This window comes from Actinacidiphila polyblastidii, from assembly GCF_036353415.1.
In the GTDB taxonomy this organism is placed as follows: Bacteria; Actinomycetota; Actinomycetes; order Streptomycetales; family Streptomycetaceae; genus Actinacidiphila; species Actinacidiphila polyblastidii.
Genome location: NZ_JAZEWV010000006.1, coordinates 74,983 through 89,979, shown reverse-complemented (window position 1 = coordinate 89,979; position 14,997 = coordinate 74,983). Strand labels below are relative to the sequence as shown.

Annotated in this window: 15 protein-coding genes; 10 read left to right on the top strand and 5 right to left on the bottom strand. The window is 74.4% G+C overall.

Going from position 1 to position 14,997, the window contains the following annotated elements; genetic code table 11:
* Positions 1-58: 58 nt before the first annotated feature.
* A complete protein-coding gene (gene trxA / locus V2S66_RS10205; protein ID WP_330794264.1) occupies positions 59-427 on the bottom strand; it encodes a thioredoxin in 369 nt (122 codons plus the stop codon).
* Between the two features lie 122 nt (positions 428-549).
* On the opposite strand from trxA, the gene V2S66_RS10200 reads away from it, so the two are divergent.
* Positions 550-768: a hypothetical protein gene (locus V2S66_RS10200; RefSeq protein ID WP_330794263.1), complete on the top strand. Its 219-nt coding sequence runs from the start codon at positions 550-552 to the stop codon at positions 766-768.
* Between the two features lie 82 nt (positions 769-850).
* Here V2S66_RS10200 and V2S66_RS10195 read toward each other — a convergent pair whose 3' ends face one another.
* Positions 851-2,281, bottom strand: coding sequence for a citrate/2-methylcitrate synthase (locus V2S66_RS10195; RefSeq protein WP_330794262.1), 1,431 nt, complete (start codon positions 2,279-2,281; stop codon positions 851-853).
* Positions 2,282-2,399: 118 nt separating this feature from the next.
* On the opposite strand from V2S66_RS10195, the gene V2S66_RS10190 reads away from it, so the two are divergent.
* The 5 genes from V2S66_RS10190 (at position 2,400) to V2S66_RS10170 (ending at position 6,803) form a co-directional block, all read left to right on the top strand.
* Positions 2,400-3,578 carry a citrate synthase/methylcitrate synthase gene (locus tag V2S66_RS10190; protein WP_330794261.1) on the top strand — a complete coding sequence of 393 codons (1,179 nt, stop codon included), beginning with the start codon at positions 2,400-2,402 and terminating at the stop codon, positions 3,576-3,578.
* A gap of 165 nt (positions 3,579-3,743) precedes the next feature.
* A complete protein-coding gene (locus V2S66_RS10185) occupies positions 3,744-4,697 on the top strand; it encodes a quinone oxidoreductase family protein (protein ID WP_330794260.1) in 954 nt (317 codons plus the stop codon).
* A 143-nt stretch (positions 4,698-4,840) separates the two neighbouring features.
* A complete protein-coding gene (gene htpX, locus V2S66_RS10180) occupies positions 4,841-5,743 on the top strand; it encodes a zinc metalloprotease HtpX (RefSeq protein WP_330794259.1) in 903 nt (300 codons plus the stop codon).
* On the top strand, positions 5,743-6,294 hold the full coding sequence (gene pspAB / locus V2S66_RS10175; RefSeq protein WP_330794258.1) for a PspA-associated protein PspAB: 552 nt from the start codon (positions 5,743-5,745) through the stop codon (positions 6,292-6,294). The genes htpX and pspAB overlap by 1 nt, the downstream gene beginning before the upstream one ends.
* A gap of 68 nt (positions 6,295-6,362) precedes the next feature.
* Complete coding sequence (locus tag V2S66_RS10170; protein ID WP_330794257.1) at positions 6,363-6,803, top strand: nitroreductase/quinone reductase family protein; 441 nt, start codon at positions 6,363-6,365, stop codon at positions 6,801-6,803.
* Positions 6,804-6,911: 108 nt separating this feature from the next.
* Here the strand turns inward: V2S66_RS10170 and V2S66_RS10165 are convergent, their stop codons facing one another.
* The 3 genes from V2S66_RS10165 to V2S66_RS10155 form a co-directional block, all read right to left on the bottom strand.
* A complete protein-coding gene (locus tag V2S66_RS10165) occupies positions 6,912-7,157 on the bottom strand; it encodes a hypothetical protein (RefSeq protein WP_330794256.1) in 246 nt (81 codons plus the stop codon).
* Positions 7,158-7,228: 71 nt separating this feature from the next.
* Entirely contained in the window at positions 7,229-7,597 is a 369-nt protein-coding gene (locus tag V2S66_RS10160; RefSeq protein ID WP_330794255.1) for a nuclear transport factor 2 family protein, read from the bottom strand.
* Positions 7,598-7,834: 237 nt separating this feature from the next.
* Positions 7,835-9,499: a hypothetical protein gene (locus V2S66_RS10155; protein ID WP_330794254.1), complete on the bottom strand. Its 1,665-nt coding sequence runs from the start codon at positions 9,497-9,499 to the stop codon at positions 7,835-7,837.
* 254 nt (positions 9,500-9,753) lie between these two features.
* Between V2S66_RS10155 and V2S66_RS10150 the strand changes: the two genes are divergently transcribed.
* From V2S66_RS10150 to V2S66_RS10135, 4 genes are all read left to right on the top strand, one after another.
* Positions 9,754-10,746 (top strand): hypothetical protein, encoded by a 993-nt coding sequence (locus tag V2S66_RS10150; protein WP_330794253.1) that lies wholly within the window; start codon positions 9,754-9,756, stop codon positions 10,744-10,746.
* Positions 10,747-10,782: 36 nt separating this feature from the next.
* Complete coding sequence (locus V2S66_RS10145; RefSeq protein ID WP_330794252.1) at positions 10,783-12,351, top strand: APC family permease; 1,569 nt, start codon at positions 10,783-10,785, stop codon at positions 12,349-12,351.
* Positions 12,352-12,579: 228 nt separating this feature from the next.
* Positions 12,580-13,683, top strand: a complete 1,104-nt coding sequence (locus tag V2S66_RS10140; RefSeq protein ID WP_330794437.1) for a CaiB/BaiF CoA transferase family protein — start codon at positions 12,580-12,582, stop codon at positions 13,681-13,683.
* A gap of 93 nt (positions 13,684-13,776) precedes the next feature.
* A complete protein-coding gene (locus V2S66_RS10135) occupies positions 13,777-14,991 on the top strand; it encodes an acetyl-CoA C-acetyltransferase (protein WP_330794251.1) in 1,215 nt (404 codons plus the stop codon).
* Positions 14,992-14,997: the final 6 nt, after the last annotated feature.

Here is a 14,997-nt window from a genome sequence, read left to right as displayed (position 1 = left end):
CGGGCATGCCGGTGACGCTACGCCCGGGGCAGGGCAAGGGGTGGGCGGGGGCGTCCGCTCAGGAGCCCGGCTGGGCCTCGGCTACGGACTTGCGCACCTCTTCCATGTCCACGGCACGGGCCTGGGCGATGACGTCCTCGAGCGCCGGCGCGGGAAGCGCGCCGGGCTGGGCGAAGATCGCCACCTTGTCGCGCACGATCATCAGCGTGGGGATCGACTGGATCTGGAAAGCGGCCGCGAGCTCCGGCTGGGCCTCCGTGTCCACCTTGGCGAAGACCAGGTCGGAGTGCGTGGCCGACGCCTTGTCGTACACCGGCGCGAACATCTTGCACGGTCCGCACCAGTCCGCCCAGAAGTCGATGAGGACGAAGTCGTTGGACGAAACGACCTCGTCGAAGTTCTCCTTGGTCAGCTCCAGAGTGCTCATGCCCCCACAACGGGCCGAGGCAGCCGGAAATTCCTGGCGCCAGGGGTCCGTCGTTCACTCATCCGAGTGGTGCGCACCCGCTGCGTAGTGGCGCGGTCCGGCGTGCGCTCGTTGGTCGGCGTATGGCAGGAACCAAGTGGATCAGGCAAGAGATCGGGCCGGCGGCGGACGGCCAGGGATGGCGTCCGACCCGCGGCGGAACGCTTCTGCACGGCGCCGACGCCCCGCTCTACGCGGCCCTCGCCGACCAGTGGCGGATGGCGGGCCGGATGGTGCCCGGCCAGACGGACGCCGAGTGGGCCCGGATCGTGGGCGCCGTCCCCCGCCTGACCGGCGTCTGACCGGCCTCTGATCCGCCGCGCGGGAGCCGCAGGACCCCGGTCCCGGTCCCGACCCCGGTGCTTCCGAGGGGGGTTCGGGGGGTCACGCCTCCCCGGACCTGGACGCCGGCTCGGAGCCGGGGCCGGGCGCGGGCGCCGGCAGCGGGCGGCCGGGCCGGGGCCCCTCGTAGGCGCCGGAGGGGCGCATGCGCAGCGGACGCTCGTCGTACTCCTCCAGCGCGTGCGCGATCCAGCCGACCGTGCGGGCCACGGCGAACACGGTCTCGCCCGCCTCGGCGGGCATCGCGCGGGACAGCGAGAGCACCGCGAGCGCCAGGTCGACGTTGGCGTACAGCGGGGCGTGCCGGGCCGCGGTGGCCACCAGGTCGCGGGCCGCCTCCAGCGCGGGGGCCGCCCCGGGCGCCCGCGCCAGCAGGTCCAGCAGCATCCGGGCCCTCGGGTCCTCGCCGCGGTAGAGCCGGTGGCCGAGTCCGGGAATCGGCTGTCCTGCCCGCAGGTACGCGGCGACCACCGGCGCCGCGCCGCCGCGCTCCAGCACCTCGGCGAGCATCCGGTGGGCCAGCGCGCTGGTCTGGCCGTGCAGCGGGCCGTCGAGCGCGCCGAGTCCGGCCGACACCACGGCGTACGGGTGCGCGCGGGCCGAGGCGGCGACGCGCGCCGCGAGCGTCGAGGCGGCCAGGTCGTGGTCGACGAGCAGCCCGAGCGCGGTGTCCAGCACCCGCAGCCAGGCGGGGTCCGGCGGTTCCGTGGTCAGCCGCGACCACAGCCGCGCCGGCAGCGGTCCGCCGCCGGGGTCCGCCTCCCCGGCCGGCGGCAGCGCGTCGACCATGGTCGGGATCAGACCGCGCGCGGTGCCGAGCACCGCCTCGGGCGCCAGATCGAAGCGCAGCGGGTCCGCGGCGGCGGCGGCGATCACCGCCACCCGCAGCCGGTCCATCGGACCGCACCCGGCGGGCAGTGAGGCGGCCGCCGCCCGCGCCGCGGCGAGCTGCTCCCGCGGCGCCTCGAAGCGCACGCTGCGCCGCATCGTCCCCGACCACAGCCATGCGGCGATCTCCTCGAAGGAGCAGGCGGCGGCCAGCTCGGTCGCGTCGACCCCGCGGAAGGAGAAGCGGTCGGGTTCGATCAGCGTGATGGCGGTGCGGACCCGGAAGGCGTCACCGGCCGTTCCCGCACCAGCGCCCACACCGGACCCGGCTTCCGTCCCGGCCCTGGTCCCGGCGCCGGTCCCGGCCGGTGCCGCGGCCGCCGGTCCACCGGCGGCGCCGGCCTTGTTGCCGCGCCTGGCCAGCGCCGCGACCTGGCCCGGGTCGAAGGTGCTGCCACGCCCGCCGGCCGCGCGCCTGCTGTCCAGCAGCCCGCGGCTGACGTAGGCGTACAGCGTCTCCGGCTTCACGCCGAGCCTGCGGGCCGCCTCCTGGGTGCCGATCCGCCCGCCGCTGTGCCCGTCGTCCCCGCCGCCTCCGCCGACAGCGCCGTTCCCGTCGCCGTGCCGCGCGGTCTCCTCCGTCATGGGCCACACCGTATCCGCATCGGGGCCACCTTCACTCCGATCCAATCAATGCTTAATCAATGTTGACACCATGATAATCAATCATGGACAGTCAAGTACATACCCCAGGAGGACCACGATGCCGACCACCGAGCACAGCGACCCGACCGCGCCGGGCGCCCCCATCGACGTACCCCGCGGCCTGAAGGGCGTGGTCGTCACCGAGACCTCGCTCGGCGACGTCCGCGGGGCCGAGGGCTTCTACCACTACCGGGAGTTCTCCGCGGTCGAACTGGCGCAGACCAGGACGTTCGAGGACGTCTGGTACCTGATGGTCCACGGCGCGCTGCCCGACGCCGCCCAGCGCGCCGCGTTCGCCGCCCGCACCGCCGCGCTGCGCCGGCTGCCGGCCGACGTGCGGGACGCCCTGCCCGCGGTCGCGCGCTCGACCGCCCTGTCGGGGCCGCTCGCCGGACTGCGCACCGCGCTGTCGCTGGCCGGCGCCTCGGCAGGGTTCCGGCCGCTCTACGACATCGACCCCGAGCGCCGCCAGGCCGACGCGCTGGCCGCCTGCGCGCTGGTGCCGACGCTGCTCACCGCACTGCACCGGCTCGGCCGGGGCCTGGAGCCGGTCGAGCCGCGCGACGACCTGCCGCACGCGGCCAACTACCTCTACATGCTGACCGGCGAGGAGCCCGACCCGGCCCGGGCGCGGGCGGTCGAGCGCTATCTGATCTCGACGGTGGACCACGGCTTCAACGCGTCCACCTTCACCGCGCGGGTGATCGCCTCCACCGGCGCCGACCTCGCGGCCTGCCTGGTCGGCGCGATCGGCGCGCTGTCCGGGCCGCTGCACGGCGGCGCGCCCAGCCGCGCGCTGGACACCCTGGACGCCATCGGCAGCCCCGACCGGATCGACGGCTGGCTGCGCGAACGCGTGCTGGCCGGCGACCGGATCATGGGCTTCGGCCACCCGGTCTACCGCACCGAGGACCCGCGCTCGCGCATGCTCAAGGGCATCGCCCGCTCCTTCGGCGGCGACCTGGTCGACTTCGCGGTGCGGGTCGAGGAGCGCGCCGAGGCGATACTCGCCGAGCTGAAGCCCGGCCGGGACCTGCACATCAACGTGGAGTTCTTCGCCGGCGTGGTGATGGAGCTGTGCGGGCTGCCCCGGGACATGTTCACGCCGACCTTCGCGGCCGCCCGGGTCGTCGGCTGGAGCGCGAACGTGCTGGAGCAGGCCGAGGACAGCAAGATCATCCGCCCGGCCGCCCGGTACGTCGGCCCGCCGCCGGGGCGCCCGGTCCCTGCCGCCTGAGGGCGGCGGCCGGAGCCCGTCGGGTCTGCGCCCGGCGGGCCCGGGCCCGGGCCCGCCGGCCGGCGCCGCGGGGGGCCTCGTGGACCACATACCTACCAGTCGGTAGTCTCTACGGCGCAGGGCCGTACCAGCCGGTAAGGCCATCGCGCCGGCAGAGGAGTGAGCGTGCGCGCCATCCAGATCACCGAGTTCGGCGGCCCCGAGGTGCTGCACGAGACCGAGCTGCCCGACCCGGTGGCGGGCCCCGGGCAGCTGCTGCTCGACGTCTCCGCCGCCGGCGTCAACTACGCCGACACGCACACCGTGGAGAACTCGTACCTCTCGCGCTCCTCGCTGCCCATGGTGCCGGGCGCCGAGGTGGTCGGCCGCACCGCACAGGGACGCCGGGTCGTCGCCCTCACCGACAACGGCGGCTACGCGCAGAAGGCCGCCGTCCAGGAGCACCTCGCGCACGACCTGCCGGACGGGGTCTCCGACGCGCAGGCGCTGGCGCTGGTCGTCCAGGGCCTCACCGCCTGGCACCTGCTGCGCACCTCCGCGCGGCTGGTCCCCGGCGAGAGCGTCGTGGTGCACGCGGCGGCCGGCGGCACCGGCTCGCTCGCCGTCCAGCTCGCCAAGGAGTTCGGCGCGGGCCGGGTGATCGCCACCGCCTCCACCGACGCCAAGCGCGACCTGGCCCTCGAACTCGGCGCGGACGTCGCGGTGGACGGCGCCGCCGAGGGGCTCAAGGAGCGTCTGGTCGAGGCCAACGGCGGCGCCAAGGTGGACATCGTGCTGGAGATGACCGGCGGACCGGTCTTCGACGCCTCGCTCGCCGCCCTCGCCCCGTTCGGCCGCATGGTCGCCTACGGCATGGCGTCGAGGGAGCCCGCGACGCCCGTCGCGCCCGCCCAGCTGATGGGCCGCTCCCGCGCCGTCGTCGGATTCTGGCTGGCGCACTGCCTCGGCCGGCCCGGGATGTACCGCGAACCGATCGCGGAACTCCTCGCGATGACCGTCAAGGGCACGCTGAAGCCCCAGGTCGGAGGCGTCTACCCGCTCTCCGGCGCGGCCCGCGCGCACCAGGACCTGCGCTCCCGTCGCACCCGGGGCAAGCTGGTGCTCGATGTAACCCGTTGAGACGGAACCCGGCGGGCCTTCCTTTTCGTTGCACCGTTGGGTAGAGAGCATGTGAGGAGAGACTTCAGCTCTACCGGAACACAACGGCGTACGCCGGGCCGTGGCCCATGTGACCCGTGCCCAGAAGGATCCCGGGAGGGGCCTTGAACCGGAACCGCTTCGCGGCAGACCGGGGACTGACGACCCGCATGGTCGTCACCATGTTCCTGATCGGACTGCTCTATGTCGTCTTCGTCGGTGCACTGCTCGCGCTGCTGCGCGGCTCGTGGCCGATGATCCTGGTGATCGCCGGACTGCTGTTCGTGGCACAGTTCTGGTTCAGCGACCGCATCGCCGCCTTCAGCATGGGAGCCCGCGAGGTGACCCCCGAGGAGGCACCCGAACTGCACGGCGTGGTGGACCGGATCTGCGCCCTGGCCGACATGCCCAAACCGCGCGTCGCCATCGCCGACTCGGACGTGCCCAACGCGTTCGCGACCGGGCGGAACCAGAAGAACACGCTGGTGTGCGCGACCACCGGCCTGCTGCGCCGGCTGGAGCCCGACGAGCTGGAAGGCGTCATCGCCCACGAGCTGTCCCACGTCGCGCACAAGGACGTGGCCGTGATGACGATCGCGTCCTTCCTCGGCATCCTCGCCGGCGTCATCACCCGGATCGGTCTGTGGGGCGGCTTCCGACGCGGCGGCCGCGACGCCAACGCCGCGATGATCGCGATCCTGGTGCCCCTGGTCAGCGCGGTGGTGTATGCCATCAGCTTCCTGCTCACCCGGATGCTGTCGCGGTACCGCGAGCTGTCCGCGGACCGCAGCGCCGCCCTGCTCACCGGCCGGCCGTCCTCGCTGGCCTCCGCGCTCACCAAGGTCAGCGGGCAGATCGCCCGCATCCCCACCGAAGACCTGCGCAGGTCCCAGCCGTTCAACGCCTTCTACTTCGCGCCGGCCCTCAGCGGCGGCGCCTCCTTCTCCCGACTCCTGTCCACCCACCCCACGCTGGAGGCGCGGCTGGAGCAGCTCGGCCGCATCACCGCGGAACTGGACCGCCGCTGATGGGCCTGCTCGACGTACTCCTCGGCCGCAGCAAGCCGGTCAGGCCCGACCTCGACCAGCTCTTCGGGCTCAGTTCGGCCGCCATCACGCTGCGCGCCGCCAGCGAACTGCGGCCCACCGGCCTGGGCTCGGTCTGCTTCGCCGCGGTCGAGGGCGGCGCCTTCACCGAGATCCAGCAGGACCTGCACACCCTGCTGGCGACCGAGTCCAGCCGCGACTCCTACGGCTACACCTGGCTGCTCTCCCGGCACGATCCGGAGGACATGACCGGACTCGTCACCGACCTGCACGCGATCAACTCCGCACTGGAGCAGCAGGGCTTCGGACCGCAACTCCTCTGCTCCCTGGTCGGCTTCACCGACCCGGAGGGCCGCTCGCTCGCGCTCGTCTACCTCTACAAGCGCGGCAGCTTCTACCCGTTCGCGCCGCAGCCGGGCGAGAAGCGCGACAACTCCCTGGAGTTGCAGGTGAAGGCGCTGGTCCGCGACGACCTGCGGTTGGAGGAGGACCTGTCGCGCTGGTTCCCGGTGTGGGGCGCACCCGGGTTGTGAGCCAGGAGGGGGCCGAGGTGCCTAAGGTGGAGATCGTCAGCTGCGCGCAACACCGTGGAGGCACCGGCATGACCGATTACGACCCCGCCCACGTGACGCTCAACCGCCAGGGGTGGGTGGCCGACCAGGCCAAGGCGTACGAGTCGTCCAACGGCACCGAGTACACCGACAGGGACGGCTACCCCTGCCTGCTGCTGGACTACCTCGGACGCAAGAGCCGCACCTGGCACCGCACGGTGCTGATCTACGGCCGCGACGGCGACGACTACCTGATCGTCGCCTCCAAGGGCGGCGCTCCCGACGACCCGCTGTGGTTCAAGAGCCTGGTGGAGCACCCCGAGGTGCATGTCCGGGTGCTCACCGAGCGGTTCACCGCCCGCGTCGAGGTGCTCCCCCCGCAGGACAAGGCGCGGGTCTGGCCGCACCTGCTGGAGGTCTACCCGCCGTACGCGGAGTACCAGGAGAAGACCGACCGGGACATCCCGGTGGTGCGCCTCAGCCGGATCTGACGCCGGATCTGACCCCGGATCTGACGCCGCGCCGGGAGCCACGCCCCAGGGCGCCCACCGAGGTGGGCGCCCTGGCGGGCGCAGGCGCGCCGCCGGCGCCCCGGCACGTCAGGGCTGCTGCCGGCGGCGGGACGCCACCGCGGTCAGCGCCGCCAGCAGGAGTTCGAGCGCCAGCAGGAAGGCCAGGCACCGGCCCAGGGCGTGGCGGTAGCGGGCCGAGCCGACCACCGCGGCCGGCACGCCGGCGAGCGCGGCGTGGGTGAGCGGCGCGATCACCAGGCCCATGCCGAGGCCGTCCACGAACAGACCCGGCACCCGCTCCCACAGCCCGCCCGTGGTGCCGGAGGCGTGCACCGCCGCCCACGAGCGGACAGTCCCGCCGCGATCACCAGCGCGCCGGCGCCGGCCCGGCGGACGGTCCGCGCTCAGCCCGCCGCGGGGACCTTGTCGAGGAAGCCGAGGACGCTGTGGATCAGGCCGTCCGCACCGGTGACCGCGACGTCGAAGCCGACCACCAGGGCGTCGCCGCCCGCCGGGCCCAGCTCCCAGGTGAAGCGGGCGATCCCGTGGTGCGCGTCGACCGCGCCGCCCAGCGTGAAGACCAGGCCGGGGAACTGCGCCTGCGCCGCGCCCACCACCGCGTCGAAGGCGTCCGCGCCGCGCACGTCGGCCAGCGGGTCGGTGTAGCGGCCGTCGGCGGCGAACACCTCGCCGATCAGACGGCGGCGGGCGGTCGGGTCGGTCTCGTTCCACACGGCCAGGTACTGCTCGACGAGATGACGGACGTCGCTCATGACGGGTTCTCCCTGCCTCGGCCGGCGCCTTGTCGCGCCGTCTCCTTGCAGGTCACGACAGTAGGAGCCGGCGCCGGCCGGCGAATCAGTCACGCTTAGGCAACTGCCGCGCGCCACCCGGCGCGTTATCCGTCATCCCCCCGCGGACGTGCGCCGCCCGGTCGCCGGCCGGGGGCGAGGCGCCGTGGGCGGGGCAGGGCGATGCCGGGGGCTGGGGCCGGGCCGGGTCGCGCCGGCTCAGGGCAGGCGGGAGCGGAGGGCGTCCAGCGCCGCGGTCAGCCGCGGAGTCCCGCAGACACGGGACAGCGCCGCCGCCTCACGGGCGAGCGCACGCGCGCCCTCGGGATCCCCCGTCATGGCCCGGGCCTGCCCGGCGCGCGCCGAGTACACCGCACGGTCCCGGACGAAGGCCGGGTCCTGCACGGCCAGCGCCTGCTCCAGCAGCGGCCTGGCCTCGTACGCCTGCCCGAGGTCGAGCAGCGCCAGCCCGCTCTGCGCGGCGAGTTCGGCCTCGTCGAACCAGTAGAGCCAGGCGGGACCCGGATCGGTCCGCGCCAGGTCCAGCTGGCGCTCGGCCTCCGCAGCCGCCCGCCGGAACGGGCCGAGCACGCCGGCAGCCGCGTGGGCCCGGCCGAGCCGGCTGGCGGCCAGCGCCCTGACCTGCGGGGCGGTACCGCCCGCCGCACGGACCGCCGCCTCAGCCGCGGCCTGTGCGTCCTGCGGGCGGCCGGCGATGACGGCCTGCAGGGCCAGCCCGCCCCACAGCGCGACCGCCAGCGCGCCGTCGCCGCAGCTGTGCGCGAGCCGCAGCCCGGTGAGGTAGTGCCGCTGGGCGGCGCCGTGCCGGCCGGTGTCGGTGGCCGCCCAGCCGCCGAGCTGTGCGAGGTCGGCCGCGACGCGCAGCAGCCGCCGCTCCACCGGCGGGCTGTGCGCCCCGCGCGCCAGCAGGCCGCAGACCAGCCGCAGATCGGCCTCCACCCGGTGCCGTACGGCCGCGCCGCCGAGCCGGTCGTCCAGCCGGCGCAGGCCCAGCACGCCCGCTTCCAGCCACTCCACGACCGGACCGTCGAGTGTCCCGGCGGCCGTCCGGGGGGCCGGTCCGAGCTGCCCGCCGGCGGGCTGCGCCCCCTGCGCGGGCACCCGGCCGCCGATGTCACGGCCACCGGTTTCCCCGCCTCCGACCGGAGGCCGGCCACCGACCGGACGGCCGGTCACCGTCCCGTCGCCGCGCGCCGGTTCGCGCCGGACGGAACCGTCCGGCAGTGCGCCGCCGTACGTCCGCGCCGACATCCCGGGTGCGGCAGCCGTCTGGCTGCCCGTCACCACGCCGCTGGGGCCCGTCGCGACCGGGGCCGCCTCTCCCACTTCCGGCCGGGAGGCGCCCGGCGCGGCCGGGCCGCCGGACACGATTCCGGTCGCGGCCCCGAGGCCCGAGGCGAGCCCCGCCGCCACCGCGACCTGCGCCGCGGCCCCCTCCGCCTCCGCCGCGTCCCAGTCGGCGATCGCGTCGAGCAGCGCGGGCCCGTCGGCGATCGGGAAGCCGCGCGGGTCGGCGGTCGCGTCGTCCACCAGGGCGGACAGCGCGGCGCGGCTGCCCTCGACCGTCCACGGCAGCCCGTCCGGCATGCCGCCGTGCGCCGGCAGCCAGCGCGGCCACGGCCTGGTCTCCAACTCCCTGGCCGGGATGCCGAGCGCCCTGGCCAGCGCCCGCTGGCTGTCGGCCTCCGGGACCACCCCCCAGTGCTCCCAGCGCCACACCTTCTCCCGGCGGGCCGCCATCGGGACGCCGAGCGCCTTGGCGTGGTCCGCGATCACCCGCGCCAGGTCCTGGTAGCTCCAGCCGTGTCTGCGCCGCACATAGGCGAGAGGGTGGGTGGACGCGGCGTCGTCCCCGTGAGCCACGTTGTTGCCGTCCATTCCACCCGGTCCCCCCTGCCGCGTGCCATCACGCCACGATCAGGCTTTCGAATATCAGGTGTTGCGCCGTCCGCGCCAGCCGGGCGGCGTCCGATTCTGTGCGGTTGCGAGTCCCAAACCCCGGCAACCATACGGGACTACACCGAGACAACAGGTGCAGCCTTGTAGCCGGGCCCCGGATACCGATTGGCTGTTCGCGATCACATGACGTAACGCGCGCCGTGGAGGGCTGCCCGCGGATGACCCCACCGCCGCCACCCTTCCGCTTTGCCCGTGGCAAGGACGACGTGGCCTTCGACCCCGCCCTGGGCGATGACGAACTCATCGCTGCCCGGGCCGCGTTGTCCCATGGCCGCTGGACGGACGTACGCGCCCTGCTGGCCCGCACCGGCGCCGACTGGGACAGCCGCGGCCACCGCCTGGTGGTGCTCGGCGAGGGCAAGTCCGCCGCCGCCTGGGCCCACGAGTGGCAGCTCGCCGAGCCGGAGAGCACCGACGCCGCCGCGCTGTCCGCCTCGGCGGCGGTCTTCCGCGCCGCCGCGGGCAAGCAGAGCCCGGAGTCCGCGCGCGAACAGTGCATGCGCGCGGCCAGGATGGCGCCCGGCGACCCCACGCCGTGGCTCGGCCTGCTGATCCTGGCCCGCCGCACCGGCACCGACGACGAGCAGGTGCGCGCCTTCGACCAGGTGCGCGGCCGGCACCGCGGCCACCACCACGCCCACTACCTGATGACGATGTGTCTGGCCGAGCGTCAGAAGACCGACGGCGACGACCCGTTCCACGAGGTGTACGAGTTCGCCGAGTGGGCGGCGGGCGAGGCGGGCGCCGGATCCCCGCTGGCGGTCCTGCCGCTGGTGGCTCTCGTCGAGCGGTTCCGGGTGCTGGCCGAGGCGGGCGCGCTGCCCGGCGACCCGGCCCGGCAGCCGTACTGGACCAGCGCACGGGCCAGGACCAGCCTGCGCTGGGCGTTCGACTGGTGGCTGGACCGCAACGGCGGCTCCAGCGGGAGCGGCGGGGGAGGGGCGCACGGCGGCGACCACCCGCGGCTGGCGCTGGACCTCAACTACCTGGCGTTCGGCAAGTTCCACTCCGGCGACACGGTGGCCGCCGCCGCCCTGTTCAACCGGATCGGCGCCCTCGCCACCCGCGCCCCCTGGTCGTACCGCGACCGCGACCCGAAGAAGGCGTTCCGCACCGCGCGCAACTACGCGCTCGGTTTCGGTTCCTCGTAAGACCCGACACCGCACATCTCAGGAAGGACCGCAGCCATGCTGACGGGCAGTTCAACCGAGATCAGCACGTTCAAGGGCGAGCAACGCGCACTGCGCGCGGACCGGATCGGCGCACCGGCCCTCCTGCTCTCGGTGCTCGCCGCCACCGCCCCGCTGATGGTGGTCGCGGGCGTGGTGCCCACCACCTTCGGCGCCATGGGCATCGTCGGCGTGCCGCTGCTCTTCGTGATCGTCGGCGCGGTGCTCGCCCTGTTCAGCTTCGGCTACGCCGAGATGAGCCGCCACGTGCACAACGCCGGCGCGCTGTACGCCTACATCTCCCGCGGCCTCGGCAGCACCATGGGCGCCGGCGCCTCCTATGTGGCGCTGTTCGCCTACAGCATCATGCAGATCGGCACCTACGGCATCTTCGGCTTCGAGATATCCGGCCAGATCGCCGAGCACTGGCAGCACAACGTCGCCTGGTGGATCCCGGCACTGTGCGGCGTCGCGATCACCGCGGTGTTCGGGGCGCTGAAGATCGACCTGAACGCCCGCACCCTCGGGGTGCTGCTGCTCATCGAGACCGTGCTGACACTGGTCTTCGACTTCAGCTTCGTCACCGACCCGGGCCCGCAGGGCGTGTCCCTGCACGCCTTCAGCCCCGGCACGCTCAGCGGCGCGGGCCTGGGCACCGCCCTGTGCTTCGTCATCGCCGGCTTCGTCGGGTTCGAGCAGGCGCCGGTCTACGCCGAGGAGACCAGCGACCCGCAGCGCGTGGTGTCCAAGGTGATGTTCCTGGCGATCGGCTTCGCGACGGTCTTCTTCGCCTTCAGCTCCTGGGCGATCACCGTGGCGACCGGGCCCGCGCACGTCGTCGGCGACTCGCAGAAGCAGTCCGCCAACCTCATCTTCGCGCTGAACCAGGACCGGCTGGGCAACGGCTTCACCGACGTGCTGAACGTCTTCTTCATCACCGGCATCTTCGCCTCGATGCTCAGCTTCCACAACGTCGTCGCCCGCTACGCCTTCGCCATGGGCCGCGACGGCCTGCTGCCCTCCGCGGTCGGCCGCACCGCCAAGTCCAGCGGCGCCCCCGCGATGGGCTCCTTCCTGCAGTCCGTCGTCTCGCTGGCCGTCGTCATCGTCTTCGCGGTCACCGACGACAAGCCGAACGGCGACCCGACCGCGCCCGTACTGCGGCTGTTCACCTGGGCGGGCAACGTCGGCGCGCTCGGCGTGGTGCTGCTGATGGGCACCGCCGCCGTCGCCGTCATCGCCTTCTTCGTCAAGCGCGGCGCGGCCGGCGTGCAGGCGTGGCGGCTGGTGACCTCCGGGGTCGCGGCCGTCGCGCTCGGGGTCATCTTCGTCTACTCGGTGAAGGACTTCTCGGTGCTCCTCGGCGCCAACCCCGGCCACGGGCTGCGCTGGATCCTGCCCGGGATCATCGCGCTCGCCGCGGTGATCGGCCTGGTCTACGGCCTGGTGCTGCGCGTCAAGCGGCCCGAGGTGCACGCCAGGATCGGGCAGGGCAACGAGGCGTTCCAGCTGGAGAAGGCCGCGGCCGCCGCCTCGGCCGCCGCCGCTCCCGCCGGCCCGGCCGAAGGCTCCGGCACGCCGGCCTGACCGCGCTGCCCGACGGCCCGCCCGCGCTCCCTTGACGGCCCGCCCGCCCCTCGGGGCGCGGCGGGCCGTCCCGCGCCCGGCCGTGCCACCCGGACGGCGGACGCGGCGGCGAGGACGACTGAGCGAGCGCTCAGTCAGTCCTTGCCAAAACTGGAACACGTTCTTAGTATCACTGATGTGACATCAGCAGCGCCGCCTCCGTCACCGCGGTCCGCGACGGCCGGCCCGCTGGCGGGCGTGCGCGTGGTCGAGCTGGCCGGCATCGGTCCCGGCCCCTTCGCCGCGATGCTGCTCGCCGACCTCGGCGCCGACGTCGTACGGGTCGACCGCCCCGGCGGTCCCGGCCTCGGCCTCGACCCCGCGCACGACCTCACCAACCGCAACAAGCGCTCGGTGCTGGTCGACCTCAAGTCCGGCGCGGGGCCCGGCGCCGTGCTCGACCTGGCCGCGCGCGCCGACATCCTCATCGAGGGCTACCGGCCCGGCGTCGCCGAACGCCTCGGCATCGGCCCGCAGCCCTGCCTGGCCCGCAACCCGCGCCTGGTCTACGGCAGGATGACCGGCTGGGGCCAGCAGGGGCCGCTGGCCGCCACCGCCGGCCACGACATCGGATACATCGCGGTCACCGGCGTGCTCGGCATGACCGGCCCCGCGGACGGCCCGCCGGCCGCCCCCGCCAACCTCCTCGGCGACTACGCGGGCGGTTCGCTCTACCTCGTCGCAGGCGTCCTCGCCGCCCTCCACCACGCCCGCGCCCACGGCGAGGGCCAGGTGGTGGACGCCGCCATCGTGGACGGCGTCGCGCACCTGGCGACGATGATCCACGCCATGCGCGCGGCCGGCGCCTGGCACGACCGCCGCGAGGCCAACCTGCTGGACGGCGGCGCGCCCTTCTACGGCGTCTACCGCACCTCCGACGGCGGCCACATGGCGGTCGGAGCGCTGGAGGAGCGGTTCTACGCGCAGTTCGCCGCGACGCTCGGCCTCACCGCGCAGGAGAGCGCGCTGCGCGCCGACCCGGCCCGCTGGCCCGAACTGCGGGCCGCCGTCGCCGCCCGCTTCGGCGCCCGCACCCGCGACGAGTGGACGGCGCTCTTCGACGGCACCGATGCCTGCACCGCGCCCGTCCTGTCCCTCGGCGAGGCGCCGCTGCACCCGCACCTGGCCGCCCGCGGCACCTTCGCCGACGCGGACGGCGCCGTCCAGCCCGCACCCGCCCCCCGGTTCTCCGCCACGCCCACGACGCTGCGCCGGCCACCGGCGCCGCCCGGGGCGCACACCGCGCAGGTGGCGCGCGACTGGGACGTCCCCGCCCTGAACGGCGCCGGCTGAAGCGCCGGCCCCCGGACCGTCCGACAAGACGCCGCTCCGCCGCGGCGCCCCCGGCACCGAGCCCCGCCCGCACCCTCACCGAAAGGCACGACGTTGAGCACCGAGGCCTACGTCTACGACGCCGTACGCACCCCGCGCGGGCGCGGCAAGGCGAACGGATCCCTGCACGGCACCAAGCCGATCGACCTCGTCGTCGGCCTCATCCACGAGCTGCGGCGCCGCTTCCCCGGCCTCGACCCGGCCGCCATCGACGACGTCGTGCTCGGCGTGGTCAGCCCGATCGGCGACCAGGGCTCGGACATCGCCAGGATCGCCGCCATCGCGGCCGGCCTGCCCGACAGCGTCGCCGGGGTCCAGGAGAACCGCTTCTGCGCCTCCGGCCTCGAAGCGGTCAACCTGGCCGCCGCCAAGGTCCGCTCCGGCTGGGAGGACCTGGTGCTGGCCGGCGGCGTCGAGTCGATGTCCCGGGTCGCCATGGGCTCCGACGGCGGCGCCTGGGCGATGGACCCGATGACCTCCTTCGACACCGGCTTCGTCCCGCAGGGCATCGGCGCCGACCTGATCGCCACCATCGGCGGCTGGTCCCGGCACGACGTGGACTCCTACGCCTCGCTGTCGCAGGAGCGCGCCGCGGAGGCGTGGAAGGACGGCCGGTTCGCCCGCTCCGTGGTGCCGGTGCTCGACCGCAACGGGCTGACCGTCCTCGACCACGACGAGCACGTCAGGCCGGGCACCACCCCGCAGACCCTGGCCGGCCTCAAGCCGTCCTTCGCCGGCATCGGCGACCTCGGCGGCTTCGACGCGGTCGCGCTGCAGAAGTACCACTGGGTGGAGCGGATCGACCACGTGCACCACGCGGGCAACTCCTCGGGCATCGTGGACGGCGCCGCGCTGGTCGCCGTCGGCAACCGCGAGGTCGGCGAGCGCTACGGCCTCACCCCGCGCGCCCGGATCGTCTCCGCCGCGGTGTCCGGCTCCGAGCCGACCATCATGCTCACCGGCCCCGCCCCCGCCGCCCGCAAGGCGCTGGCCAAGGCCGGACTGACCGTCGACGACATCGACCTGTTCGAGATGAACGAGGCGTTCGCCGCGGTCGTGCTGCGCTTCGCCGCCGACATGGGCGTCAGCATCGACAAGGTCAACGTCAACGGCGGCGCGATCGCGCTGGGCCATCCGCTCGGCGCCACCGGGGCGATGATCCTCGGCACCCTCATCGACGAACTGGAGCGCCGCGACCAGCGGTACGGGCTCGCCACCCTCTGCGTCGGCGGCGGCATGGGCGTCGCCACCGTCGTCGAGCGCATCTGACCCCTG

Coding starts and splice junctions, on each gene's coding strand:
- trxA (WP_330794264.1), bottom strand. CDS start 427: ATGAGCACTCTGGAGCTGACCAAGGAGAACTTCGACGAGGTCGTTTCG.
- V2S66_RS10200 (WP_330794263.1), top strand. CDS start 550: ATGGCAGGAACCAAGTGGATCAGGCAAGAGATCGGGCCGGCGGCGGAC.
- V2S66_RS10195 (WP_330794262.1), bottom strand. CDS start 2,281: ATGACGGAGGAGACCGCGCGGCACGGCGACGGGAACGGCGCTGTCGGC.
- V2S66_RS10190 (WP_330794261.1), top strand. CDS start 2,400: ATGCCGACCACCGAGCACAGCGACCCGACCGCGCCGGGCGCCCCCATC.
- pspAB (WP_330794258.1), top strand. CDS start 5,743: ATGGGCCTGCTCGACGTACTCCTCGGCCGCAGCAAGCCGGTCAGGCCC.
- V2S66_RS10170 (WP_330794257.1), top strand. CDS start 6,363: ATGACCGATTACGACCCCGCCCACGTGACGCTCAACCGCCAGGGGTGG.
- V2S66_RS10160 (WP_330794255.1), bottom strand. CDS start 7,597: ATGAGCGACGTCCGTCATCTCGTCGAGCAGTACCTGGCCGTGTGGAAC.
- V2S66_RS10150 (WP_330794253.1), top strand. CDS start 9,754: ATGACCCCACCGCCGCCACCCTTCCGCTTTGCCCGTGGCAAGGACGAC.
- V2S66_RS10145 (WP_330794252.1), top strand. CDS start 10,783: ATGCTGACGGGCAGTTCAACCGAGATCAGCACGTTCAAGGGCGAGCAA.